Below are 23,311 nucleotides of genomic sequence, written 5' to 3'. Positions count from 1 at the left end.
TTTGTGATGAGCGATGATTTCTAGGGAGGTTAGAAATGTCTATTCGGCCGGAAGATGTGTTGGGCGTGCCCAAACCGGACTGGAAAACCGAAGATGTGGTGATGTTGCAGGACATGACTTCGAAGTTTCTCGAAGCCGAAGTTCTGCCCCACTACGACCGTTTCGAGAAGCAGGAAATTTTTGACCGCTCTGTCTGGGAACTGGCTGGCCAGAATGGTCTGCTCTGTGCCTCGATGCCGGAAGAATATGGCGGCGCGGGCGGTACTTATGCCCATGAGAGCGCCATTCTTGAAGCCATTAGCCATGTCGGCGTCGATGGCTTCGGCATCGCCCTGCACAATTCAATCGTGGCTCCCTATATTCTTCACTATGGTTCGGAAGAACAGAAGAAGAAGTGGCTGCCAAAGATGGCAAGCGGCGAACTGATTGGCGCCATCGCCATGACCGAGCCGGGTGCCGGTTCTGATCTTCAGGGCGTCAAGACAAGCGCCAAGAAGGACGGAAATCACTACGTCATCAATGGTTCAAAGACGTTCATCACCAATGGCCAGCTGGCCAATCTGGTTGTCGTTGTCACCAAGACCGATCCCGCCAAGGGTGCCAAGGGCACATCGCTGATCGTTGTGGAGACCGATGGGCAGGAGGGTTTTGAGCGCGGCCGCAACCTCGACAAAGTCGGGCTGAAATCCAACGATACATCTGAACTGTTCTTCAACAATGTCCGTGTGCCGACCTCGAATCTTTTGGGAAACGAGGAAGGTGAGGGCTTCGTCCAACTAATGCAGCAATTACCGCAGGAGCGCCTTCAGATTGGTGGTACGGCAATTGCCATGGCCGAACGCGCCATTGCAATCACCTCTGATTACGTCAAGGAACGCAAGGCTTTCGGCAAGGCGGTCATCGAGTTCCAGAACACCCAGTTCAAGCTGGCCGAGATGAAGACGGAAGCCACAATTGGCCGCGTTTTCTACAATCATTGCGTGGAGCGCCACGTCAATGGCGGCCTCGATCCGGTCACTGCCTCCATGGCGAAATATTGGCTCAGTGACCTGCAGAACAAAATTGTCGATGAATGCCTGCAACTGCATGGCGGCTATGGTTACATGAATGAATATCCGATCGCACGTATGTTCCGTGATGCCCGCGTTCAGCGGATTTATGGCGGAACCAATGAAATCATGAAGCTTTTGATCGCCCGCAGCCTCTGAGCTACGGTTCGAAAAGGGAGAATGAAATGGCCGAAGCATATATTTATGACCACGTCCGCACACCGCGCGGCAAGGGCAAGAAGGATGGCAGCCTGCATGAAGTGCCCGCCGTTCGTCTGGGTGCCAAGGTGCTGGAAGCGCTGCGCGACCGCAATGGTCTCGACACGGGACTGGTTGATGACATCATCTATGGTTGCGTTGATCCTGTGGGTGAAGCGGGCGCTGTTATCCCGCGCTCTTCCGCCTTTGAAGCCGGTTACGATTTCAAGGCGCCGGGCATGCAGATTTCGCGCTTCTGTGCGTCAGGTCTCGATGCGGTAAATTTTGCCGCTGCCAAGATCGTGCAGGGTGCCGATGACATCGTTATCGCTGGTGGTGTGGAATCCATGTCACGCGTCGGCATGGGCATGTCCGGCGGTGCCTGGTACATGGACCCATCCGTTGGCCTGCCCGGCTATTTCATGCCGCAGGGCGTATCAGCAGATCTGATCGCCACCAAATATGGTTTCACCCGCGATGATGTCGACGCCTATGCGGTCGAAAGCCAGAAGCGTGCCGGTGAAGCCTGGAAGAAGGGCTACTTCAAGAACTCGGTGCTCAGCATCAAGGACCAGAACGGCCTGACAATCCTCGACCATGATGAGCACATGCGTCCGACCACGGATATGCAGGCGCTGGCTTCTCTCAACCCATCCTTTGTGATGCCCGGCGAAATGGGCGGCTTTAACGCCGTTGGCATTCAGGCGCATCCGGAAGTTGAAACCATCAACCACGTCCACCATGCCGGTAATTCCTCCGGTATCGTTGACGGCGCTGCTGGCGTTCTTCTCGGCTCGAAGAGTGCAGGCAAGGCGCTTAGCGCCAAGCCGCGCGCCCGTATCCGCGCTTTTGCCAATATCGGTTCCGATCCGGCATTGATGCTGACAGGCCCGGTTGATGTCACCGAGAAGCTGCTGAAGCGCGCCAAGATGAAGATTTCGGACATTGATCTGTTCGAACTGAACGAAGCTTTTGCCGCCGTGGTCCTACGCTACATGCAGGCATTCAACATTCCGCGTGACAAGATCAACGTGAATGGTGGCGCCATTGCCATGGGCCACCCGCTCGGCGCAACCGGTGCGATGATCCTCGGCACGGTTCTTGACGAACTGGAGCGCCGCGACCTGAATGTGGCGCTGGTCACACTGTGCATTGGTGCCGGTATGGGCACTGCAACCATTATCGAACGCGTCTGAGGGAGAGCAGAAGATGAGCTATACAAACTTCAAATTCGACGTCGACGCTGATGGTATTGCGCTCGTAACATGGGACATGCCTGACAAGTCGATGAATGTCTTCACCGAAGAGGTGATGAAGGAACTCGACGCCATCGTTGACCGGGTTGCCAAGGACGAAGCCATCAAGGGCGCTGTCATTACTTCGGGCAAGGATACGTTCTCCGGCGGCGCTGACCTGACCATGCTCAAGCGCATGTTCCAGCTGTTTCAGGACGAAAAAGCCAAGGACCCCAAGAAGGCCGTTGAGCTTCTGTTCGAAAACACCGGCAAGATGGGCGGCCTGTTCCGCAAGCTCGAAACATCGGGCAAGCCTTGGGTTTCCGCCATCAATGGCACCTGCATGGGCGGCGCATTCGAAATGTCGCTGGCCTGCCATGGCCGTGTTGTTTCCGATGATCCATCGGTGAAAATGGCTCTGCCTGAAGTCAAGGTCGGTATTTTTCCGGGCGCTGGCGGCACGCAGCGTGTTCCGCGCCTGACCAATCAGCAGGACGCCCTGCAGATGATGACGACCGGCTCCAGCCTGACCGCTGCGCGCGCCAAGGCCATGGGTCTGGTGCACGAAATCGCTCCCGCCAAGAAGCTCGTTGAAACAGCCAAGAAGATGATCAAGGCGGGCCTCAAGCCTGTCCAGCCATGGGATGAAAAGGGCTTCAAGCTCCCCGGTGGCGCGATCTATTCGGCAGCTGGTGCCAATCTCTGGCCAGCCGCAACGGCCATTTTGCGCCGTGAAACCTATGGCAACTATCCGGGTGCTGCCGCCATCCTCAAATCCGTTTATGAAGGCCTTCTCGTGCCTTTCGATACGGGTCTGAAGATCGAGCAGCGCTATTTCACCAACATCCTGCAGAGCACCGAAGCTGGCATGATGATCCGCTCGCTGTTCGTTTCCTTGCAGGAACTGAACAAGGGTGCGCGCCGTCCTGTCGACGTCAAACCAACCAAGTTCAAGAAGGTCGGTGTTATCGGTGCTGGTTTCATGGGTGCTGGTATTGCCTATGTCACGGCGAAAGCCGGTATTCCTGTCGTTCTGATCGACCAGACTCAGGAAGCTGCCGACAAGGGCAAGGCGCATACGGCTGACCTGATTACCAAGGAAGTCCAGAAGGGCAAGGCAACTGCCGAGGACAAGGAAAAGCTCCTCGGGCTGATCACCGCGACAACGCAATATGCGGAACTTGATGGTGCGGATCTTGTCATCGAAGCTGTGTTTGAAGACCGTGAAGTCAAGCGCAAGGCAACGGAACAGGCGGAAGCCGTATTGAAGCCTGCGGCTGTGTTTGCATCCAACACCTCGACATTGCCGATCACCGGTCTTGCCAAGGTTTCGGTACGGCCAAAGAACTTTATCGGCATTCACTTCTTCTCGCCCGTCGACAAGATGATGCTGGTCGAAGTTATTTTGGGCAAGAAGACTTCCGAGAAGGCGCTGGCCGTTGCTCTGGATTATGTCCGTGCGATCAAGAAGACTCCGATTGTCGTCAACGACACGCGGGGCTTCTACGTCAATCGCTGCGTTCTGCGCTACATGTCGGAAGCCTACAACATGCTCGTGGAAGGCGTTCCGCCTGCAATGATCGAGAATGTTGCGCGCATGGCCGGCATGCCGGTCGGACCGCTTGCGCTCAACGACGAAACGGCCATCGACCTGTCGCAGAAAATCCTCAAGGCAACGCTTGCCGATCTTGGCCCGAAAGCTGTCGATCCGCGTCATGTGGAACTGGTCAACACGCTCGTTGACAAGTATGACCGTCGCGGCCGCAAGAATGGCAAGGGTTTCTACGATTACCCGGCCAAGCCAGCCAAGAAGCATCTTTGGCCAGAACTGAAGACACTCTATCCGCAGCAGGACGCCGATAAGATCGATGTGGAAGAACTGAAGCAGCGCTTCCTCTTTACCATCGCCTTGGAAGCTGCTCGCGTCATGGAAGAAGGCATTGTTACCGACCCGCGCGAAGCGGATGTCGGCTCGATCCTTGCCTTCGGTTTTGCACCTTATACGGGCGGAACATTGTCCTACATCGATGGTATCGGTGCAGCGAAGTTCGTGAAGATCGCCAAAGGTTTGCAGAAGAAGTATGGCGCCCAGTTCAAGGCACCAAAACTGCTGCTTGATATGGCTGAGACAGGTGAAACCTTCTATGAGCGCTTTAATCCCTATCCGGTTGAAGCCAAGAAGAAAAAAGCTGCCTGATTAAAAGATGAGGGGATCAGATACTGATCCCCTCATTGTTATTGCAGATAGTTCAATTGGAGCTCTGCATGGATATCGTGGGTTGTTGTTGTGTGGTTCGTGGTTCGACAAGCTCACCATGAGGGAGAGGGGTGATGCAAGGGAGTCAAGTTCTGAAACAGTTGTGATCTGCAGTCTTTGTGCTGCACTCTTTGCGATTATCGTTGCATCACCCCTCTCCCTCATGGTGAGCTTGTCGAACCACGAACATAAGAAAGTTTTCCGCGTTTTAACTCGACTTTTCCACAAATTGCTCCTAGAACTTTAGTAAAGGTATTTTTTCCTTTATCTGGAAGAATCTGATGTTTTCACATGACCGAATCTGGGCGGCCATTGATGCGCTGGCGGAACGCCATTCGCTTTCCGTTTCGGGATTGGCGAAGCGTGCCGGGCTTGACCCCACCACATTCAACAAATCCAAACGTTATGCTGTAGATGGCCGTGCGCGGTGGCCTTCGACGGAATCGCTGGCCAAGATCATGGAAGCGACGGGCGCTTCTCTGGATGAATTCATGCTGCTGGTTATCGGCGGCAAGGGCAACAGAGCTGGAAGCGGTGTGATGCGTTCCGTACCGCTGCTGGGTTTTGCCCAGGCAGGTGCGGGTGGTTTTTTCGATGATGGCGGCTTTCCGGTTGGGCAAGGCTGGGATGTGGTTGAATTTCCTGTTGGATCGGGGGATGCCGTCTATGCGCTGGAAGTTTCCGGAGACTCCATGCTGCCGCTCTATCGCGACGGCGACACAATCATTGTCGCTCCCGGTGCGCCCGTACGGCGCGGCGATCGTGTCGTTGTCCGCACAAAAGAGGGTGAGGTCATGGCCAAGATTCTCGCACGCCAGACCCCGCGCACTATTGAACTGCTGTCAATGAACCCGGAGCACGCCAACCGGACGTTCGATGCGGTTCATATCGACTGGATTGCCCGGATAGTGTGGGCCAGCCAATAATAGGGAGCGAATTCCCCCATGCGTCAGATACCGCTCTATGTCCTGACCATTCTGGTCGGGCTTGGTTTGGCCTATGTCTTCATCTCGCCGTTTTATATCGGGCTGCCATCATCAGGTGTAAGCGGACAAGATGTGATGATTGCTCCGGAAAACTTTCAAATACCCGATGATGCGGACGGTGAGGCGCCGGGTGCTTCTGACCAGCCGCAGGAAGCACCACAAACAACAACTGCTGCACGGCAGGTTGATCCGGATGGTTTTTCCTTTACGGGTAAGGAAACAGTACCTCTGCAACGCATCGAGCCACGTCAACCTCTGAGCGAAATCGGGCAGGCAGTACCGCCGCCACCTCCACCACCGCCTGTGCCGGTTGATAATACGGCAAGACCCAAATTGCTTTACCGGCCAGTGGCGACCGCTGCGGGGGCAGTTGAGGCCTCCGGCTACAAGATCGCTGTTGAGGGCATCAACATTATATCCCCTGATGAAACCTGTGCAATTGACGGCGGTGCATCATGGCCCTGCGGCATGGCGGCCCGCACTGCTTTTCGCAATTGGCTTCGGTCCAGAGCGATAGAGTGCAATGTCCCCGGTCAGCCGCCGGAGGCGGTTATTTCGACCCAGTGTAAGCTTGGCACCATCAATCTGGCCGCATGGCTGGTTGATAATGGCTGGGCACGGGCCGGTGATGGCACATCTCTGGCCGAAAACATGAAAAGGGCACAGGAGGCGAAGCTCGGAGTTTTTGGCAGTCCGCCCCCGACGCTTCCCGCAATTGACGAGGCGCCATTGCTTGACTCTTCCGGCGAAGTGCCAGAGCTACAGCCAGCAACGCCGCCTGTGACTGCACCTGACGCATCATTTCCGCCGAAGCCACAGTAGAGAGCTTAACTCCTCAACGCTCGTGGCAGACAGCTTCCACATTATGGCTGTCCGGATCGTGTACAAAGGCCCCATAATAATCAGGATGATAATGGGCACGCAGTCCGGGTTGGCCATTGTCTTTGCCACCGGCCTCAAGTGCTGCCTTATGGAAAGCATCCACAAGCGCACGATTGCCGACACGAAACGCAACGTGAATAGGGGGATTGTTCGGTGTGCCGCTGGCAATCCAGAAATCCGGTTTGCCGCCTTCCCCAAAACCGGCAACATCAGCGCTTCCGGTGACGGAGGCGGGAAACTCGACAATCAGTTCATAGCCAATGGCCGCCAGCGCTTTCTGATAGAACTTCTTGCTCTCTTCGAAATTGCTGACGTTCACGCCGGTATGGTCAATCATCCATTCCTCCCGAGGATTTTACTCCTGATATGGAAGAACTAAGCCAATTGACCCGTCAATGCCTTTTTGACGAGCGCCCGTGTTTCGTTGATCCCATAAAGCGCGACGAAAGAGCCAAAGCGCGGTCCGCGTTCCTGTCCGATCAGCACCTCATAGAGCATCTGGAAGAACGACACGGATACGCCGGGTCCACCCTCGGGGCTCTTCTTGGTGAGATCCTGATAGCGTTCAATGCCACGCGCGACGTCCAGCATGGCATTCTGGATCGCATTGCCATCCGCATCCGCAGGCAATGTCGCGAGTTTCGCATCAATGCCCCTCAGTGCGTCGAGTTCAACCTCATCGGCCGGGCGGAACTTCTTCGTCGGCTTGACGAAATCATTGAAGTAGCGGATCGCGTACGAGACAAGTTCGTTGAGCTTCGGATTGTTCTCCTGTGTCACGCCGGGCGCATAGCGGGAAATGAAGCCCCAGAGAACGTCGGCATTCTCGGCGTTCGAAGCGCTGACAAGGTTGAGCAGCATGGCGAAGGGCACGGGCATATCAAGTACGGGCGGGTTGCCGTAATGCTGATGCCAGACCGGGTTGCCCAGCCGCTCCTTCCATTCCTGCCGCTGATACGCAGAAAGGAACGTAAAGTACTCGTCCACTGCCTTCGGGATCACGTCGAAATAGAGCTTTTTCGCGGTCTTCGGCTTCTGGAACATATAGAGCGACAGGCTCTCGGTCGGGGCATAGGTCAGCCAGTCATCAATGGTCAGGCCATTGCCCTTCGACTTCGAAATCTTCTGGCCCTTGTCATCAAGGAAAAGCTCATAATTGAAGCCTTCGGGCGCGCGGCCGCCAATAGCGCGGCAAATTCTGGATGACAGCGTAACGGAGTCGATCAGGTCCTTGCCCGCCATTTCATAGTCGACACCAAGCGCGGTCCAGCGCATGGCCCAATCAGCCTTCCACTGGCACTTGACCTTGCCGCCAGTGACTTCCGTTTCTATGTGCTCGCCGGTATCCGGATCTTCATAGGTAATGGTACCCTTTTGCACGTTGCGGGCAATCATGGGTACCTGCAGGACAATGCCTGTGGTGGGGCTGATAGGCAGGAACGGCGAATAGGTCGCGCGGCGTTCCTCACCCAAGGTTGGCTGGATGATGTTCATGACATCATCATAAGCAGCCAGCATTTTGAGCAGCGTTTCGTCAAACCGGCCCGATGTATAATAATCCGTGGCGGATGCAAATTCATAATCAAAGCCGAAGCGGTCGAGGAACGCCCGCAACCGGGCATTATTGGCGGCGCCGAACGATGGATATTCGTTGGAGAAGGGATCAGGGATGCGGCTGAGCGGCTTGCCCAGATATGACGCCATCATATCGCGGTTTGGTACATTGTCTGGAACCTTGCGCAATCCATCCATATCGTCTGAAAAGCACAGAATCTTTGTCTTGACGCTGTCCTTTGTCAGGACGCGAAAGGCGTGGCGAACCATCGAGGTCCGCGCCACTTCGCCGAATGTGCCAATGTGGGGAAGACCGGATGGACCATAACCCGTTTCGAACAGGACCGTTTCCGGGTAACCTGTTTTCTCATACCGTTTGATAATCTTCTGCGCCTCTTCGAAGGGCCATGCTTTGGCCTCTGCTGCCGCCGCGATAAGCTCGGGGGTCAGTTCGATTTGGGTATTGGGGCGCGAAGTCATTCTCGGTTTCCTGTTTTCCTGCCATGTGGTGAAGCGCGCGGACACTATGGCGGCAGCTTCGCCGCGTCAATTGCCACGGCGTCACACAGGACTGTTGGTAGGCGGTTTTAATAAAAATCGACGGGGAAGTACCGCAGATAGAGTTCAGAGGTCGTGCCTTTTTCTTCCATGGATTTCAACGCAAAATTGAAGGCATCAACGAGATCGGTGTTTTTCGTCGTGGTGGCTATCATCATACCATCGCCCAGAAACTGCGGCGCAATGTAGGGTCCGCCAGCAAACGCGCAGCAATTCTTGGCTTCCGGACTGCCAATCCAGAACGACAGATCAGACCCGTCGCCAAAAACCGCGTCGATTTTCTTGTCCAGCAAATCCTTCAACATCAATTCGCGCGTGGGATAGCCGACCCATCGATCTTTTGGAAAATAATCAGCAAAAATCGCCTGATGAACGGACCCGGCAACGACGCCAACCACCTTGCTCTCAAGCTTGTCAGCCAAAGGCTCGGCAAGGACCGTTTCCTTTAAGGTAACGAAACGGGCAGGCAAGCGCATATAGGGAGCGGTGAATGCGAACTTTTCTCGCAGCGCTGTTGTGGGTTTCAAACCAGCGATAATCGCCTCGGCTTCACCGTTTTCCACGGTTTGCTGCAGTTCGTTCCATGGCCGCGCTTCGATCTGGCAAATCGCAGTCACATTCAACTCGTTGCAGATGGCCCGTACCAGATCGATATTGAAACCGGAAATGCGCCCGCTTGCGTCTACGAAATTGAATGGCGGATAATCCACGGTGGTGACAAACCGGATACGCTCGACCGTGGAAAGATCAGGTTTTGCGACATGTTCCCGCCCATCCCAGTAATGCGGAAAATCCGATGCGGCAACGGCTTGGGACAGCCCCGCCATGAGGAAACCTGCAGTGCAAAAAGCGATTGTCCGGATATGCATTCGATCTCAGAAGCTGGTGTGATTTGCCCGAAGATTAGCACGGCTGGTTCTGACATGACAGGTTTGATGGTTGTGGTCGGGTTTATCTCGTGCCGATCTGCCGGGCAGCACCGGATTTGATAACTGGCTTCGACTTTCGAGGGATTGTTATGGATGCAAATCGTGCCTACAAGTATAACCTATTGTTTATAAAGCTATAAATTGTTTTGAACTTCATTTTCAATTTCGAATTGTAGGTTGAGTTTATAATGTTGGCTTGTTCACGGCGAAAGAAACACGTTCTATCCATCGGGAGCATTCAGGAAACATATATCCAGTAGACGGCCAGTGCGTTCCCGTGAAATTGAGGTTGTTCTGGCTGCGCGACTCTATCGTGCGGGATTGGCGAAAGCGCTGATAGAAGCTGCTTTCACGGCCTCCATCATTAACAACACGTCTTTTATTGATGAACTCTATGCAAGCACATGCGGCGATGATGGATTGGTCGGGCAGTGTATTGCTGATGTAGTGGGGGTGGCTTTTGAAGAGGTTCCCCGAAGCACAACCATTGTTTTGCGCGGGGGCCTGAATATGAGCATTCTGCCACGCGCACGCATCGCAACGGTACTCACCCGCGATAATAATGCGCTGATTTATATCGCGCCAACCATCAATGATATTGCTGTTATCAAGCGCGATCTGTCAGAGCGCGATGATTTGGTAACGCGATTGAGGGTAACCACGCCGTCAGGTGTACGTGAGCTTCTAAGATCAGGCCACGAAAAGTTGCTCGTCAATGAAGCATCAAGAATGGTCGAGGACACACATCAGGAATACTCGGCAAAAATTGTCCTGACAGGCCAGCAAGGTGTTTTACTCGGCGTATTGGCAACCTGTTTTCTGTTGTTGGCCTTTCACAACGCGCGACTGACGTGGCAGGGGCTGCACGTTATTCTTTCCCTGTTTTTCCTTTCCTGCGTCACGTTGCGATTGGCTGCTTGCAGGAGCTTGAGTAGCGATAGCCTATCACCTCTGCTTGAAATCAGACCCGATGAGCTTCCTGTTTACACGGTTATGGTGGCGCTTTATCAGGAAGCCGACATTGTTCCGCAACTGGTGAAAGCCATGTTGGGGCTGAACTGGCCACGATCGAAACTACAGGTTCTGTTTCTGTGCGAAGCGGACGATGAGGCGACGCTGGCTGCACTCAAGCGTGAAGAAATGCCTCAGTGTTTTGACGTCCTGCCAATATCCGGCAGCGGTCCGCGAACAAAGCCAAAGGCACTCAATTACGGATTGCTGCTGTCGAAGGGGGCATTTGTTGTCATCTATGATGCCGAGGATCGCCCCCATCCGGACCAGTTGCTTGAAGCCTTCCAGCGCTTCCAATCGGCTGATGAAAAACTTGGATGTCTTCAGGCTCCGCTCAAAGTGGCCAATGCCCATGAAAGCATGATCGCGCGGATGTTCGCTTTCGAGTATGCGGCCCATTTCAGGAGCTTCCTGCCGTGGCTTGCGCATCATGGGTTGGTGCTGCCGCTTGGTGGCACCTCCAATCATTTTCGTAATGATTGCTTGAGAGCCGCTGGAGGATGGGACCCACATAATGTCACCGAGGATGCGGAACTCGGAACCCGTCTGGCTCGACTGGGGTATCGGATCGAGATGATTTCGCGTCCAACCCTTGAAGACGCACCCACCGAAATTGACATATGGTTTCGCCAACGCACGCGCTGGTTCAAAGGCTGGATACAGACCTGGCTCGTTCAGATGCGCCGGCCTGTTATATTGCTAAGGCAACTGGGCATTCAGCGCTTCCTTGCTTATCATTTGTTGGCAGCGGGGATGATTGTTTCCTCGCTGCTTTACCCGTTCACTCTGTTTTTTATTGTCGGAGCCACCTTCTGTTGGCTTTCCGGGTGTGGTGCCTTTGCGGAAATCCGGGAACTTCTTCTTGTTGATATCCTCAATATCGTCATGGGATATTTATCGTTCCACACGCTGGGACGACGCGCGCTGGCGGGCACCAGAATGCCCGGCCCGATTTTACCATGGATACCGCTCTATTGGCTGCTCATGTCCTTCGCCGCATGGCGGGCTTTGCGGCAATTGAACCACTTGCCATTCCTTTGGGAAAAAACACCGCATCGCCCTGCGCGGTCTATTCAAGAAACCCCGGGCCAGAACCAATGATCAGCGCATCTTCATTGCCAATAACTTCAAGGTCCCGATCTTTGTAGGGCAGGCTTAATAAAACGCGGCGGATAACGGCGATGCGTGCGCGGCGCTTGTCATTGGAGCGTACAACCGTCCATGGCGCATGGGCAGTATGGGTCCGGGCCATCATCTCGTCGCGCGCCTTTGTGTAGTCATCCCATTTTTCGGCACCGGCAATATCCATCGGTGAGAACTTCCAGTTCTTCAGCGGGCTATGGCGGCGATCATGGAAACGTTTGAGCTGCATGGTCTGCCCGATGTTGAGCCAGAATTTGAAAAAGAAAATACCGTCAGCCACGATCATTCGCTCAAAGCCGGGGGTTTCCTCCAGAAAGGATTCATGCTGTTCCGGCGTGCAAAAGCCCATAACAGGTTCGACGCCACCCCGATTGTACCAGGAGCGGTCGAACGTCAGGAATTCTCCACTTGTCGGAAAGTGTGAGACGTAACGCTGATAATACCATTGCCCGCTTTCTGTTTCGGTGGGCTTGGGCAGCGCGACATTGCGCGCATTACGAGGGTTCATATATTGGCGCAAGGTGAAGATCGTGCCTCCCTTGCCAGCGGCATCGCGGCCCTCAAAAACCGATACAACGCGGCGGCCGGTGTCCTGCAGCCAGCTTTGCATCTTCACAAGTTCTATTTGCAACTGCTCCAAGGTGTCTGCGTATTCGTCCTTGTCCATTTTCTCGGTGTAGGGAAAATCCCCAGATGCAAGGGCACCGTCATCAATCCAATCGGGCAATTTGGGATCATCAATATTGAAGCTGCGCTTCTTCCCATCAATCTTCAGTTTAAGTGTTGTCTTACCGACTTGTGGCTGGTCGGATTTCTTTTTCGAATTCTTGGCCAATACAGCCTCCCTCAATTGACATGAAGCCATGTTATTGGGACAGCGTTGTGGCGTCCAGTGTCGATGACAAAGCATGGCAGGGCAGGGAGTTGAATGCATGAGCATATTGGGTTCGGGTCGGGAAAGCCGCGGTTTGCGGCAAAGAGCGTTGCAACGGATCATCCGTGCGCGCTACATTCTGGGTGCCGCTGCCTTTCTCACTGCGCTTGTGCTCAATTCCGGTGCCTCCTGGTGGTTGAGCTTTGCGATTTTAATGCTGCTGCTGCTTGGTGTTGTGGCACTCTCCGCAAGCATTCCGCGCATTGATGATGCGAGCGCAGTCCAGCCCATAAACGATGCAGCGATCTTTCGCCTATCCGGTCAACAGCTTGCTGCCCAATTGCCAGATCCGCTGATCATCTTCGATCACGAGGGTACAATTCTCTATGTGAACCCCGCTGCCAATGGTGCATTCGGTCCATTGGCGCGGGGCGGAACGCTGCTCCTGCATTTTCGTGCACCAGAAATGCAGACCCTCGTCCAGTCAGTCATGTCCGATGCGCAGGCCGGATCGATTGACTATTCTGAACGTGTTCCGGTGGAGCGCTGGTATCGCGCCACCGTCCTTCGTCTTGATCAAGGTGGTCCGGACCGGCAGTATCTCCTGTCATTCCGTGATCTGACCGAGGCGCATCGGCTTGAACGCATGCGATCAGACTTCATCGCCAATGCCAGCCACGAGTTGCGCACGCCGCTTGCCTCGCTCAGTGGCTTTATTGAAACCTTGCGCGGACCAGCGCGCAACGATGCCGTCGCCCGCGATAATTTTCTTGAGATTATGCAGAAGCAGGCCGAACGTATGGCGCGGTTGATTGATGATCTCCTGTCTTTGTCGCGTATCGAGATGAAAGCCCATATCGCCGTCAAGGATCAGGTCGATCTGACCACGGTTCTGAATCATGTTGTTGACTCGCTCCGACCGCTTGCTGCCGATCTGGACATCGAGATTGAACGGAACATTGATCCGGGACCTGTCATGGTCCTTGGCGATCGGGATGAACTGACACAGGTTTTCCAGAATTTGCTGGAGAACGCCTGTAAATATGGCCAGTCGGGCAAGAAGATTATTGTTGAACTCAGCAACAATGGCGATGGTATCAAGGCCACCGTTCAGGATTTTGGTCCCGGCATACCGGAAGAACATATCCCGCGGCTCACCGAGCGCTTTTATCGCGTAAACATAGAGACAAGCCGCGCCCAGAAAGGCACGGGACTGGGCCTGGCAATCGTCAAGCATATTCTGACGCGCCATCGCGCTCGTCTGGTGGTCCGCTCTCGTGTCGGCGAAGGATCATCTTTTACGGTCGCTTTTGGGCCGCAAAAAACCAGGGCATGAGAACAAACAAAAAAGGCGCCCTCAGGCGCCTTTTCCAATTGCATTTCCGCTTATCGAACGCGTCGGCGATCCGACGCCGGCTGGTAAGCCAAGCGGGAGTGATAGGTGCAGTAAGGGCCACCTTCAGCCACATCATTTCCACAGAAGTGAAAATCAGGCTGTAGCGGATCACCCATTGGCCACTTGCAGGTGCGCTCGCTGAGTTGCACCAGTTCGAGGCGGCGTGAAATCGGTACAACGACGTCAGTCGACGAAGTTTTCATGACCGTCTGCGTCACGGTGTCAGCAAAATATTCCTGCTGCAGTGCCGTTGCGCCAATACTCTTGGTAACCACCCGGCTTGTCATCTGTGCAGATGTTGTAACACCGCTGCGATGGCCGCTTGTGGCTGTTGTATTGACTTTTTTGCTGCGCGTTTGTGTCGATGTGGTCTTGCCGCGTCCTGACAGTTTCAGGCGGTGCACCTTACCGATGACCGCATTGCGGCTGACACCACCCAGCTGTGCTGCGATCTGACTTGCACTCAGACCTTCGGCCCAAAGCTTTTTCAGCTGTTCTACGCGCTCATCTGTCCAGTTCATCTTCCTTGGCTCCGTATTGTGCGGACTCTAGGCTGAATCCTTCCTTCACATCTGGATTGCTCCAGATTGCAGATACTATATCTATCCAGGTGACGAGGTCCGCCGCACGAAATCTAGCTATTCCGTTTCTCAAGCTACAATATGCGATGACTCTGTGACAAGAGTCGGGCGTGGGAAGCAGCTATGCTTTTTTGGGTTTTCCCCAACTTGCGCGTGGAAACGCGGCATAAATGACATTTCTTTGAGAACATGTCGCTTTCCGTATGACGGTATGGTTATAGTTTTGAAAAACTTGAGGAAAGACCGTTCTTTGCAAAGGGTAATATCTCCCCGGTTTCTGAAGTGTTTATTTGACAATTGCAATTTGAATGATGATATTACCTGCGTCAGGCCGCCCTTGTGGGCGGCTTTTTGATTTCATCGCTGCCGGTTTCATCTTAGCAAACAGCAGATCCAAATAGGGTATTGGAGGCCCGAAACGACATGACGGACGCAAACGCGCAACCGCTATACGACACTTTTGCTCGTGCGGATCTGCGCTTTGAGCGAGGAGAGGGTGTCTGGCTGATTACCGAGGGCGGTGACCGATATCTCGATTTCGCCGCTGGCATCGCTGTCAATTCGCTCGGCTATTCGCATCCGCATCTTGTCGAGACCCTGAAGACCCAGGCTGACAAGCTGTGGCATCTGTCCAATGTTTATGAAATTCCCGGGCAGAAGCGCCTTGGTCAACGCCTTGTTGACAGCACCTTTGCCGACAAAGTCTTTTTCACCAATTCCGGCGCGGAAGCTCTGGAATGTGCGATCAAGACCGCGCGTCGCTATCATTATGTGAATGGCCACCCCGAGCGGTTCCATATCATTACGTTCGAAGGCGCTTTCCACGGCCGTACCTTGGCTACAATTGCGGCTGGCGGTCAGGAAAAATATCTCGAAGGTTTCGGCCCAAAAGTATCAGGTTTCGATCAGGTGCCGTTTGGCGATGAGAAAGCACTGAAGGCGGCTATTGGTCCGCAGACTGCTGCGATCCTGATCGAGCCGATTCAGGGTGAGGGCGGTGTGCGCCCGGTTCCCGATGAAGATTTGCGCCGCCTGCGCAAGATTTGTGACGAGAATGGCCTGCTGTTGATCCTCGATGAGGTTCAGTCTGGTGTCGGACGTACGGGCAAATTTTTTGCCTATGAATGGTCGGGCATCACGCCTGACATCATGGCTGTTGCCAAGGGTATTGGCGGCGGTTTCCCGCTCGGCGCCTGTCTTGCAACCGCTGAAGCGGCCAAGGGCATGACGGCAGGTGTGCATGGCACGACCTATGGCGGCAATCCGCTCGCTATGGCTGTAGGCAACGCGGTGCTTGATGTCATTCTTGCCGATGGCTTCTTTGAGCATGTTCAGCAGATCGCACTGTTCATGAAGCAGGGTCTTGCCTCGATTTCCGATCGCTACCCGGAAGTTGTTGCGGAAGTGCGTGGCCGTGGTCTGTTGATGGGCATCAAGAGTGTTGTTCCAAACACAGCGCTTGTGCAGGCCCTGCGCGATGAGCATCTGTTGACTGTTGGTGCGGGTGACAACGTTGTTCGCTTGCTGCCGCCACTGGTCGTAACGGAAGAAGAAGCACGCGAGGCTCTTTCGCGGATTGAAGCGGCTGCCGAACGTCTGTCGGTCACAGCCCGGCAGAAGAGTGCGTAGGGAACTGTCATGACAATCAAGCAGGACCTCCGTCACTTCACGGATATTTCGGCGCTTTCTTCTGGTGTGTTGCGTACGATCTTGGATGACGCACGTGCGCGCAAGAACCGGCTCAAGGCAGGCAACATCGAAAAACCCTTCGCAGGCAAGGTGCTTGCGATGATTTTCGACAAGCCTTCGACACGTACCCGCGTTTCCTTTGATGTTGGTATGCGCCAGCTCGGTGGCGAAACCATCATGCTCACGGGGTCGGAAATGCAGCTCGGCCGTAGCGAGACCATCGCCGATACGGCAAAGGTGCTCTCGCGCTATGTCGATATCATCATGATGCGCACAACGACCCATGACCGGTTGACGGAAATGGCCGAGAACGCCACCGTGCCTGTGATCAATGCCCTGACGGATGACACACATCCTTGTCAGATCATGGCTGATATCATGACGTTTGAAGAACATCGTGGCCCGGTCAAGGGCAAGACATTCGCATGGACGGGTGACGGCAACAACGTGTTGCACTCGCTTGTGGAAGCTGCTGCACGTTTTGATTTCAACCTCAACATTGCCACGCCTGATGGCAGCGAGCCGGAAAGCAAATATCTTGCATGGGCCAAGAGTGCCGGTGGCAATGTCAGGCTGACGACCGATCCGATTGCCGCGGTCGAGGGCGTCGACTGCATCGTCACTGATACATGGGTTTCGATGGGTCAGGAAGGCCGCGCGCGCGGTCACAATGTATTCATGCCCTATCAGGTCAATGATGCTTTGTTGAAGCATGCGCACCCCGATGCGCTGTTTATGCACTGCCTGCCAGCGCATCGCGGTGAAGAGGTGACGGATTCAGTCATTGACGGACCCCATTCCGTTGTTTTTGATGAGGCTGAAAATCGATTGCATGCGCAAAAAGCAATTCTAGCCTGGTGTCTCGAAGGAGGTCGCCCGAGTGTCTGATATGTCTGACATTGCCAATCGCCCTGACGAATATGTTTTCGCCGGGGACGACGCCGTTGTTCCGTTTCAGGTCGAGGCGCTCGACGCCCGTGGCCGCGCCGTGCAACTGGGTGCAACGCTGGATGATATTCTCAGCCGTCACAACTATCCCGAGCCGGTGGCAAAGTTGCTGGCGGAAGCCATTGTCCTGACCGTTCTTTTGGGAACGTCGTTGAAGTTTGATGGCAAGTTCATTTTTCAGTCGCAGTCCGATGGACCTGTCGACATGCTTGTTGTCGACTTTCGTACGCCCAATTCAGTACGTGCCTACGCCCGTTACGACGAGGACCGTTTGGCCGAGGCAATTGCTGCAAATGAGCTGTCTCCCGAACAGTTGATGGGCACCGGAACACTCGCGCTGACAGTTGATCAGGGCGAATACACCCAGCGCTACCAGGGCATTGTTGCGCTTGACGGCTCCAATCTGGAGGAGATCGCCAAGACATATTTCCGCCAGTCGGAACAGATCCCGACGGATATCCGTCTATCGGTCGCCAAGCTTATCGAGCGCGGCGAGGACGGTAAGCCCGTTGAACAATGGCGTGCTGGTGGCTTGATCGTGCAGTTTTTGCCGCAATCCGAGCTGCGTATTCGCCAGCGCGATCTTCCGGCTGGTGATGCGCCCAACGCTGATCAGGATGATGAAGAATTCGACGAAGATGATGACTGGAGCGAAGTAAAGGCTTTGGTCGCCACCATCGAAAGCTCGGAACTGACCGATCCGCAAGTCGGGGCTGAAAGGCTGCTCTATCGTTTGTTTCACGAGCGCGGTGTCCGTGTATTTGACGCGGTCCCGGTCAATGACGATTGCTCGTGCTCGCGTGACAAGATTGCGGGTGTTCTTTCCGGTTTCACCGCTGAAGAGATCACTGACAGCATTGAAGATGGCAAGATCAGCGTAACATGCGAATTCTGCTCCACTCAATATGAGTTCGACCCAGCAGAATTCCTGCCAAAGAACTGATTTTTCCTCAGGCGCGCGAGCGCCCCCGGCAATAAGGATCGCCATTATGGAAGTACGTGACAGCAACGGAAACGAGCTTCAGGATGGCGATTCAGTCACTTTGATCAAGGATCTCAAGGTCAAGGGGACATCTGAAACAATCAAGCGTGGCACGCTTGTCAAGAACATTCGTCTGAATGGCCGTGAAGGCGAAGTCGAATGCAACACCAAGCAGGTCAAGGGCTTGGTTCTCAGAACAGAATTCGTCAGGAAAGCCTAGCGAACTGGCGCTGTCACGCATCGCCCATTCCGATATTCGCTATTGCTGCATTCCGTTGGTCATCCGCCAGGAAACCAGTGCCTCGTGAGCAACGGTGACGACGATGAGCAGCACGATAAATGCACTGATGATCAACCATAATGGCCATGGCTTGACCGACCGCTTGGCGAACAGCCCGACAACAAGGCCCGGAACGAGCGCCAGCGCCAGCAGTTCCGGTATGCCGGCTTTTCCGGCTTGAATGCTTGGCAGAGCATACCCCATAAGCAGCGCACCAAAACCGACCGCAAAAGTGACAATGGAACAGGCAAGCGCCTTCACATAGGGTATTTCAGTTTGGGTGGTCATCAGCTCATGCACTCTTGCTTGTCAAAAATGGCGCTTAAAACGACTGCGCTATAAATCAAACCGCTTGGTCGATAGTTAATTCAATGTCCGCAATTGGTCTGGCAAATCAAGCGAAAAAGCCGGAATCTCGATATCGAACAATTTTCCGGCCTCGGTTTCCATGGAGTAGCGCCCGACCATAACACCAGAGGTTGTCGTCAGAGGGCAGCCCGATGAATATTGAAATGAGTCGCCGGGATTGAGCACCGGTTGTTCGCCAATCACACCCGGTCCACGAATTTCCTCGATCTGACCGTTTCCATCGGTAATTTTCCAATAACGGGCCCGCAATTGAACAGTCCCATCGGATTCATTGGCAATCGTAATCCGATATCCCCAGACATATCTGTTCTCTTCCGGATTGGACTGCTCCTCCAGATAGAATGGTTCTACGACAACTTCAATGTCACGGGTAACGGCGCGATACATAATAAACCTTGTTTCACCACTGATATTGCGGGTCGCAGCCATTACGTCAACCATTACAATACATAAAGTTGGTTAAAATTAATGTGAATATTCAATATTATCTCAAAATTTATACTTAAATATACCAAAACCGCACTGAAATTGGTTTCAGTGCGGCATCGGCAGTGGCTTATTTGGCTGCCTTGAGGGCGGTGTCAAAATCCTCGATCAGATCATCGGCGTCTTCAAGGCCGACGGACAGACGCAACAGCCCATCCGAAATGCCCAGTTCTGCGCGCGCTTCATCTGTAAGGTTTTTATGAGTGGTTGTCGCGGGATGAGTGATGAGACTTTTCGAATCCCCGAGATTGTTGGAAATTCGCACCACTTCCAGGCCATTTTCGAAATCGAAAGCCGCTTTCTTCCCGCCCTTCAGTTCAAACGCAACAAGAGTTGAACCGCCTGTCATCTGCTTTGCAATGATATCGGCCTGCGGATGGTCGGCACGGCCGGGGTAAATCACCTTGGCAATTGCCGGATGATCGGCGAGGAAATCGGCAATCTTTGCCGCGCTTTCCGTTTGCTGACGCACGCGCACCGGCAAGGTCTCTAGACCTTTCAGCATGATCCATGAGTTGAAGGGGCTGAGGCCCGGACCCGTGTGGCGGAAATATTCGTGCAGATTTTCGTCGATCCATTTCTTGTCGGAAAGGATAACGCCGCCAAGGCAACGTCCCTGACCCTCAATGTGCTTGGTTGCCGAGTAAACAACGATATGCGCCCCAAGTTCGAGCGGCTTCTGGAACAGCGGCGTCGCGAACACATTGTCGACGATCAGCTTGGCGCCGACAGAATTGGCGATCTTTGCCACGGCAGCGATATCGACAATCTCGAGCGTTGGATTGGTCGGGCTTTCCAGAAACAGCGCCTTCGTATTCGGGCGGATAGCTTTTTCCCAATTCTCGGTCTTCGAACCGTCGATCAAGGTGAAATCGACGCCATATTTCGGCAGGAGCGTTTCGATAATGTAACGGCAGGAGCCGAAGAGGGCGCGCGCTGCCAGAACATGATCACCGGCCTTGACCTGACACAGGATTGAAGCGGCAACGGCGGCCATGCCGGAAGCAGTGGCGCGGGCATCTTCCGCGCCCTCAAGGGCACACATGCGCTTTTCGAACATGTCGGTGGTCGGGTTGGCATAGCGTGAATAGATGAAACCGGGTTCTTCGCCCTTGAAGCGGGCTTCAGCGGCTTCGGCGCTGTCATAGACAAAGCCCTGAGTGAGGAAGAGGGCTTCCGATGTTTCACCGAAACCGGAGCGCAGGGTTCCGGCATGAACGAGTTGTGTCGCGGGGCGCAGCTTGCGGGTTGTGGTCATCGTCTTCTCAATCTGCCAGAATCTGGCCAATAAAAAACCGGCCTTGCGGGAATCGCAAAAAGGCCGGACGAGACCGGGCCTCTTTTAGCAAATTATTTAACGTGGCTGCAAGCCGGCCGGCCAAATCACCACGGGATAAAAGTGCTTTAATCCTCTTGGCGGCTTGCGTCAATCGGGTGAGGCGCTAAAGCTTTTGTGAAATTTAGTGAGGTCGCGGCGGTTGATATGAGTATACATGAAGCGGGCATTCTGGCGGATAGTGGCATCAGGGCATTGCATCAGGCCGGTGCGCTGAAAACCGAACGGGATTTCGATGCCGATCAAATTCAGCCAGCCAGTCTCGATTTGCGGCTTGGCACGAAAGCCTATCGTGTGCGCGCCAGCTTCATGCCAGGACCGGGAACCCCGGTTATCAACAAGCTGGAAAAGCTGAAGCTGCATGAGATTGACCTTAGCCAAGGTGCAGTGCTTGAAACCGGCTGTGTCTATATTGTCCCGCTGCTGGAAAGCCTTGCTCTGCCTGCGGGCGTTTCGGCATCGGCCAACCCTAAGAGTTCCACTGGCCGTCTTGATATTTTTACCCGCGTTATCGTCGATGGCGCTCAGGAATTCGACAAGGTGCCCGCGGGATATCACGGCCCTATCTATCTTGAAGTGAGCCCCCGAACTTTTCCGATTGTTGCGCGTGTCGGCTCGCGCCTGTCCCAGATACGTTTTCGCACGGGCCGGGCGCAGCTTGATGAGACGGAACTGACCGCGCTGCATAAAAATGAAACGCTGGTTGCTTCCGATACGCCGAACATTTCAGGCGGCGGTATCGCCCTGTCTATTGATCTGACCGGCGACAAGAACGGTCTTGTTGGCTATCGCGGCAAGCATCACACCGGCGTGGTGGATGTTGACAAGCGCGGTGCCCACGACCTTTTCGATTTCTGGGAGCCGATCCATGATCGCGGCGCGCGCGAACTGGTGCTCGATCCGGATGAATTTTATATTCTCGTATCGCGTGAGGCTGTGCATGTGCCGCCACTCTACGCAGCCGAGATGACGCCGTTCGATCCGCTGGTGGGTGAGTTCCGCGTTCACTATGCCGGGTTCTTTGATCCGGGGTTTGGCCACACCGCAGCGGGAGGCACGGGCAGCCGCGCGGTGCTCGAAGTGCGCAGCCATGAGGTGCCATTCATTCTGGAGCATGGCCAGATTGTTGGCCGCCTCATCTATGAACACATGCTGGAGCGGCCGAAAGCTCTTTATGGCACCGATCTCGGCTCGAACTATCAGGCGCAGGGCCTGAAACTCTCCAAACATTTCCGGTCGTGAGCAGTCACTGATTGACAAAACTTTGGTTTGGCAGAGGCTGATATGCATAACGGATTTCCCTGAAAGAACTGGATATTCGCAATGCCCCAGCAGCCCCAGTCCAAACGACGCCTCCTTGTCATCCTCCTGACGGTCATCACTATCATTGCTCTGCTGCCATTGTTTTCAGTATTGGCGACCTACGCGATCGCCACAACGCTTGGCTGCACAGTGGATGAGGGCAGTGTTCATCCCTGCCTTTTGGGCGGCATGGATATCGGCGACACGCTCTATACGATGGGTGTGATGGGCTGGTTGATGATCCCTGCCGCACCTGTCCTGCTGATTGCAGTGCTGGGTTGGATAGGACTTGGTGTGGCTGTCGTGACCGGGCGGATGCGCAGGGGCTGATATACAGATAGTTTGCAGCATGATCAGCGAATCGGGTTGACTATCGGTCTCGTCTGCTTTTGATTTCGATTGTCTGTCTGTCTGTCTGTCTGTCTGGCACGGCTCGAGCGAGATAGGCGGGTGTAGTTCAATGGTAGAACGGCAGCTTCCCAAGCTGCATACGAGGGTTCGATTCCCTTCACCCGCTCCAACAGACTTTTCGGTGATTCCGGTTGTGGCTTGCTGCCTACTCTATTCAGAGTTTTGCAAGCCATGTTCTTCTTCTGGCCATAGCCCTCCTCCTGGGAAAAATCATCAGATAAAGCGACAGATGGCGGAAGACAGTCGCACTTGCGATTACCGCCGCACCACCTCAGCGAGGACTGTCTGTCGATTGGCTGAAATGATACATTCAATCGGGGAACTATGGGCAAGGGGCACAAATATGAGCTGGGTGAACAGCCTTTTCGGGAAAATAGCGTCTTATGCTGATAACAGAGGAAGCCAATATGATGCGGAACGCGGCCAGGCAATATCGCGCATCGTTACAGTCCCGTTCATTGCAACCTATATCATAATCGCACTTTCCGCGAGCGAGCGCGAGTTGAATACGGTTACCATAGCGCTGCTCATCTACTCCGTCTTTTACATTCCCGTTTCCTGGCTCCTGCTTCACAACATCGTAAAACGGCCCGGTTACAACCTAAAACGCCGCATCTTTGCCATGTCCAACGACTATCTGGCGATGACGTTTGCAATGGCTGTCGGCGGAGCAATCACTGCACCGGTGTTTGCGATGGTATTATGGGTTACTGTCGGCAACGGGTTGCGGTATGGGCCGCGCTATCTGATAGCGGCCACGGCGGTTGCGCTGGTTGCCTTGGCAGCCACCACCTATTTCAACAGTTTCTGGCGCAGTGAACCCTATGTTGTCGTCACCCTTGTGATGACCGCCAT

Annotated in this window: 21 protein-coding genes, 1 tRNA gene, 1 pseudogene and 1 riboswitch; of the genes and pseudogenes, 15 read left to right on the top strand and 8 right to left on the bottom strand. The window is 54.3% G+C overall.

The window, feature by feature from the left end:
• Nucleotides 1-35: 35 nt before the first annotated feature.
• From BLU05_RS24740 to BLU05_RS24720, 5 genes are all read left to right on the top strand, one after another.
• Complete coding sequence (locus BLU05_RS24740; RefSeq protein WP_091886365.1) at nt 36-1,208, top strand: acyl-CoA dehydrogenase family protein; 1,173 nt, start codon at nt 36-38, stop codon at nt 1,206-1,208.
• Nucleotides 1,209-1,234: 26 nt separating this feature from the next.
• Entirely contained in the window at nt 1,235-2,443 is a 1,209-nt protein-coding gene (locus BLU05_RS24735) for an acetyl-CoA C-acetyltransferase (protein ID WP_091886362.1), read from the top strand.
• Nucleotides 2,444-2,456: 13 nt separating this feature from the next.
• Nucleotides 2,457-4,679, top strand: a complete 2,223-nt coding sequence (locus BLU05_RS24730; RefSeq protein ID WP_091886360.1) for a 3-hydroxyacyl-CoA dehydrogenase NAD-binding domain-containing protein — start codon at nt 2,457-2,459, stop codon at nt 4,677-4,679.
• A gap of 341 nt (nt 4,680-5,020) precedes the next feature.
• On the top strand, nt 5,021-5,665 hold the full coding sequence (locus BLU05_RS24725; protein ID WP_091886357.1) for a LexA family transcriptional regulator: 645 nt from the start codon (nt 5,021-5,023) through the stop codon (nt 5,663-5,665).
• A gap of 18 nt (nt 5,666-5,683) precedes the next feature.
• A complete protein-coding gene (locus BLU05_RS24720) occupies nt 5,684-6,547 on the top strand; it encodes a thermonuclease family protein (RefSeq protein ID WP_091886355.1) in 864 nt (287 codons plus the stop codon).
• 13 nt (nt 6,548-6,560) lie between these two features.
• Here the strand turns inward: BLU05_RS24720 and BLU05_RS24715 are convergent, their stop codons facing one another.
• The 3 genes from BLU05_RS24715 to BLU05_RS24705 form a co-directional block, all read right to left on the bottom strand.
• On the bottom strand, nt 6,561-6,944 hold the full coding sequence (locus tag BLU05_RS24715; protein WP_091886353.1) for a VOC family protein: 384 nt from the start codon (nt 6,942-6,944) through the stop codon (nt 6,561-6,563).
• A gap of 38 nt (nt 6,945-6,982) precedes the next feature.
• On the bottom strand, nt 6,983-8,641 hold the full coding sequence (locus BLU05_RS24710; RefSeq protein ID WP_091886350.1) for a lysine--tRNA ligase: 1,659 nt from the start codon (nt 8,639-8,641) through the stop codon (nt 6,983-6,985).
• Nucleotides 8,642-8,748: 107 nt separating this feature from the next.
• Nucleotides 8,749-9,546, bottom strand: a complete 798-nt coding sequence (locus BLU05_RS24705; RefSeq protein ID WP_244518542.1) for a transporter substrate-binding domain-containing protein — start codon at nt 9,544-9,546, stop codon at nt 8,749-8,751.
• A 369-nt stretch (nt 9,547-9,915) separates the two neighbouring features.
• On the opposite strand from BLU05_RS24705, the gene BLU05_RS24700 reads away from it, so the two are divergent.
• Nucleotides 9,916-11,760, top strand: a complete 1,845-nt coding sequence (locus tag BLU05_RS24700) for a glycosyltransferase (RefSeq protein ID WP_091886346.1) — start codon at nt 9,916-9,918, stop codon at nt 11,758-11,760.
• Here BLU05_RS24700 and ppk2 read toward each other — a convergent pair.
• Nucleotides 11,729-12,637 carry a polyphosphate kinase 2 gene (gene ppk2, locus BLU05_RS24695; RefSeq protein WP_244518540.1) on the bottom strand — a complete coding sequence of 303 codons (909 nt, stop codon included), beginning with the start codon at nt 12,635-12,637 and terminating at the stop codon, nt 11,729-11,731. The two genes, BLU05_RS24700 and ppk2, sit on opposite strands and share 32 nt — an antisense overlap.
• Nucleotides 12,638-12,734: 97 nt before the next feature.
• Here ppk2 and phoR point away from each other — a divergent pair, with 97 nt between their 5' ends.
• The gene (gene phoR / locus BLU05_RS24690; RefSeq protein WP_091886342.1) at nt 12,735-14,012 is read left to right on the top strand and encodes a phosphate regulon sensor histidine kinase PhoR; all 1,278 of its coding nucleotides are present in this window, start codon (nt 12,735-12,737) and stop codon (nt 14,010-14,012) included.
• A 50-nt stretch (nt 14,013-14,062) separates the two neighbouring features.
• Here phoR and BLU05_RS24685 read toward each other — a convergent pair whose 3' ends face one another.
• Nucleotides 14,063-14,593 (bottom strand): GcrA family cell cycle regulator, encoded by a 531-nt coding sequence (locus BLU05_RS24685; protein ID WP_091886340.1) that lies wholly within the window; start codon nt 14,591-14,593, stop codon nt 14,063-14,065.
• A 483-nt stretch (nt 14,594-15,076) separates the two neighbouring features.
• Between BLU05_RS24685 and BLU05_RS24680 the strand changes: the two genes are divergently transcribed.
• Genes BLU05_RS24680 through BLU05_RS24665 form a run of 4 tightly spaced genes read left to right on the top strand, consistent with a single transcriptional unit; the run spans nt 15,077 to nt 18,492 of the window.
• Nucleotides 15,077-16,282 carry an aspartate aminotransferase family protein gene (locus BLU05_RS24680; RefSeq protein ID WP_091886337.1) on the top strand — a complete coding sequence of 402 codons (1,206 nt, stop codon included), beginning with the start codon at nt 15,077-15,079 and terminating at the stop codon, nt 16,280-16,282.
• A 9-nt stretch (nt 16,283-16,291) separates the two neighbouring features.
• A complete protein-coding gene (gene argF, locus BLU05_RS24675; RefSeq protein ID WP_091886335.1) occupies nt 16,292-17,230 on the top strand; it encodes an ornithine carbamoyltransferase in 939 nt (312 codons plus the stop codon).
• 1 nt (nt 17,231) lies between these two features.
• Nucleotides 17,232-18,233 carry an Hsp33 family molecular chaperone gene (locus BLU05_RS24670; RefSeq protein ID WP_091886332.1) on the top strand — a complete coding sequence of 334 codons (1,002 nt, stop codon included), beginning with the start codon at nt 17,232-17,234 and terminating at the stop codon, nt 18,231-18,233.
• A 46-nt stretch (nt 18,234-18,279) separates the two neighbouring features.
• Entirely contained in the window at nt 18,280-18,492 is a 213-nt protein-coding gene (locus tag BLU05_RS24665; RefSeq protein ID WP_091886329.1) for an alkylphosphonate utilization protein, read from the top strand.
• Between the two features lie 39 nt (nt 18,493-18,531).
• On the opposite strand, the gene BLU05_RS24660 is transcribed toward BLU05_RS24665, so the two are convergent.
• From BLU05_RS24660 to BLU05_RS24650, 3 genes are all read right to left on the bottom strand, one after another.
• On the bottom strand, nt 18,532-18,840 hold the full coding sequence (locus BLU05_RS24660; RefSeq protein WP_091886327.1) for a hypothetical protein: 309 nt from the start codon (nt 18,838-18,840) through the stop codon (nt 18,532-18,534).
• Nucleotides 18,841-18,915: 75 nt separating this feature from the next.
• Nucleotides 18,916-19,308: a Co2+/Mg2+ efflux protein ApaG gene (gene apaG, locus BLU05_RS24655; RefSeq protein WP_091886440.1), complete on the bottom strand. Its 393-nt coding sequence runs from the start codon at nt 19,306-19,308 to the stop codon at nt 18,916-18,918.
• 169 nt (nt 19,309-19,477) lie between these two features.
• The gene (locus BLU05_RS24650) at nt 19,478-20,665 is read right to left on the bottom strand and encodes an O-succinylhomoserine sulfhydrylase (RefSeq protein WP_091886437.1); all 1,188 of its coding nucleotides are present in this window, start codon (nt 20,663-20,665) and stop codon (nt 19,478-19,480) included.
• 62 nt (nt 20,666-20,727) lie between these two features.
• Nucleotides 20,728-20,807, bottom strand: a riboswitch (SAM riboswitch).
• 83 nt (nt 20,808-20,890) lie between these two features.
• On the opposite strand from BLU05_RS24650, the gene BLU05_RS24645 reads away from it, so the two are divergent.
• The 4 genes and pseudogenes from BLU05_RS24645 to BLU05_RS24630 form a co-directional block, all read left to right on the top strand.
• Nucleotides 20,891-21,985 carry a 2'-deoxycytidine 5'-triphosphate deaminase gene (locus tag BLU05_RS24645; protein WP_091886324.1) on the top strand — a complete coding sequence of 365 codons (1,095 nt, stop codon included), beginning with the start codon at nt 20,891-20,893 and terminating at the stop codon, nt 21,983-21,985.
• A gap of 81 nt (nt 21,986-22,066) precedes the next feature.
• Nucleotides 22,067-22,375 carry a hypothetical protein gene (locus BLU05_RS24640; RefSeq protein WP_091886321.1) on the top strand — a complete coding sequence of 103 codons (309 nt, stop codon included), beginning with the start codon at nt 22,067-22,069 and terminating at the stop codon, nt 22,373-22,375.
• Nucleotides 22,376-22,491: 116 nt separating this feature from the next.
• Nucleotides 22,492-22,565, top strand: a tRNA-Gly gene (locus BLU05_RS24635).
• Nucleotides 22,566-22,799: 234 nt separating this feature from the next.
• A pseudogene (locus tag BLU05_RS24630) lies at nt 22,800-23,311 on the top strand (hybrid sensor histidine kinase/response regulator); the annotation flags it as partial.

Origin of the sequence: Phyllobacterium sp. OV277 (genome assembly GCF_900104355.1) — a bacterium.
In the GTDB taxonomy this organism is placed as follows: Bacteria; Pseudomonadota; Alphaproteobacteria; order Rhizobiales; family Rhizobiaceae; genus Phyllobacterium.
Note: the sequence above shows the minus strand (reverse complement) of the source record. Positions and strands in the feature narration are given on the sequence as shown.

Bases quoted from the DNA above. Each gene is read 5' to 3' on its own strand.
- BLU05_RS24730 (WP_091886360.1), top strand. From the start codon at position 2,457: ATGAGCTATACAAACTTCAAATTCGACGTCGACGCTGATGGTATTGCG.
- BLU05_RS24720 (WP_091886355.1), top strand. From the start codon at position 5,684: ATGCGTCAGATACCGCTCTATGTCCTGACCATTCTGGTCGGGCTTGGT.
- BLU05_RS24735 (WP_091886362.1), top strand. From the start codon at position 1,235: ATGGCCGAAGCATATATTTATGACCACGTCCGCACACCGCGCGGCAAG.
- argF (WP_091886335.1), top strand. From the start codon at position 16,292: ATGACAATCAAGCAGGACCTCCGTCACTTCACGGATATTTCGGCGCTT.
- BLU05_RS24650 (WP_091886437.1), bottom strand. From the start codon at position 20,665: ATGACCACAACCCGCAAGCTGCGCCCCGCGACACAACTCGTTCATGCC.
- BLU05_RS24710 (WP_091886350.1), bottom strand. From the start codon at position 8,641: ATGACTTCGCGCCCCAATACCCAAATCGAACTGACCCCCGAGCTTATC.
- BLU05_RS24670 (WP_091886332.1), top strand. From the start codon at position 17,232: ATGTCTGACATTGCCAATCGCCCTGACGAATATGTTTTCGCCGGGGAC.
- BLU05_RS24740 (WP_091886365.1), top strand. From the start codon at position 36: ATGTCTATTCGGCCGGAAGATGTGTTGGGCGTGCCCAAACCGGACTGG.
- BLU05_RS24705 (WP_244518542.1), bottom strand. From the start codon at position 9,546: ATGGCGGGGCTGTCCCAAGCCGTTGCCGCATCGGATTTTCCGCATTAC.
- BLU05_RS24645 (WP_091886324.1), top strand. From the start codon at position 20,891: ATGAGTATACATGAAGCGGGCATTCTGGCGGATAGTGGCATCAGGGCA.
- BLU05_RS24685 (WP_091886340.1), bottom strand. From the start codon at position 14,593: ATGAACTGGACAGATGAGCGCGTAGAACAGCTGAAAAAGCTTTGGGCC.
- BLU05_RS24725 (WP_091886357.1), top strand. From the start codon at position 5,021: ATGTTTTCACATGACCGAATCTGGGCGGCCATTGATGCGCTGGCGGAA.
- BLU05_RS24680 (WP_091886337.1), top strand. From the start codon at position 15,077: ATGACGGACGCAAACGCGCAACCGCTATACGACACTTTTGCTCGTGCG.
- BLU05_RS24640 (WP_091886321.1), top strand. From the start codon at position 22,067: ATGCCCCAGCAGCCCCAGTCCAAACGACGCCTCCTTGTCATCCTCCTG.
- BLU05_RS24665 (WP_091886329.1), top strand. From the start codon at position 18,280: ATGGAAGTACGTGACAGCAACGGAAACGAGCTTCAGGATGGCGATTCA.
- phoR (WP_091886342.1), top strand. From the start codon at position 12,735: ATGAGCATATTGGGTTCGGGTCGGGAAAGCCGCGGTTTGCGGCAAAGA.
- BLU05_RS24660 (WP_091886327.1), bottom strand. From the start codon at position 18,840: ATGACCACCCAAACTGAAATACCCTATGTGAAGGCGCTTGCCTGTTCC.
- BLU05_RS24715 (WP_091886353.1), bottom strand. From the start codon at position 6,944: ATGATTGACCATACCGGCGTGAACGTCAGCAATTTCGAAGAGAGCAAG.
- apaG (WP_091886440.1), bottom strand. From the start codon at position 19,308: ATGTATCGCGCCGTTACCCGTGACATTGAAGTTGTCGTAGAACCATTC.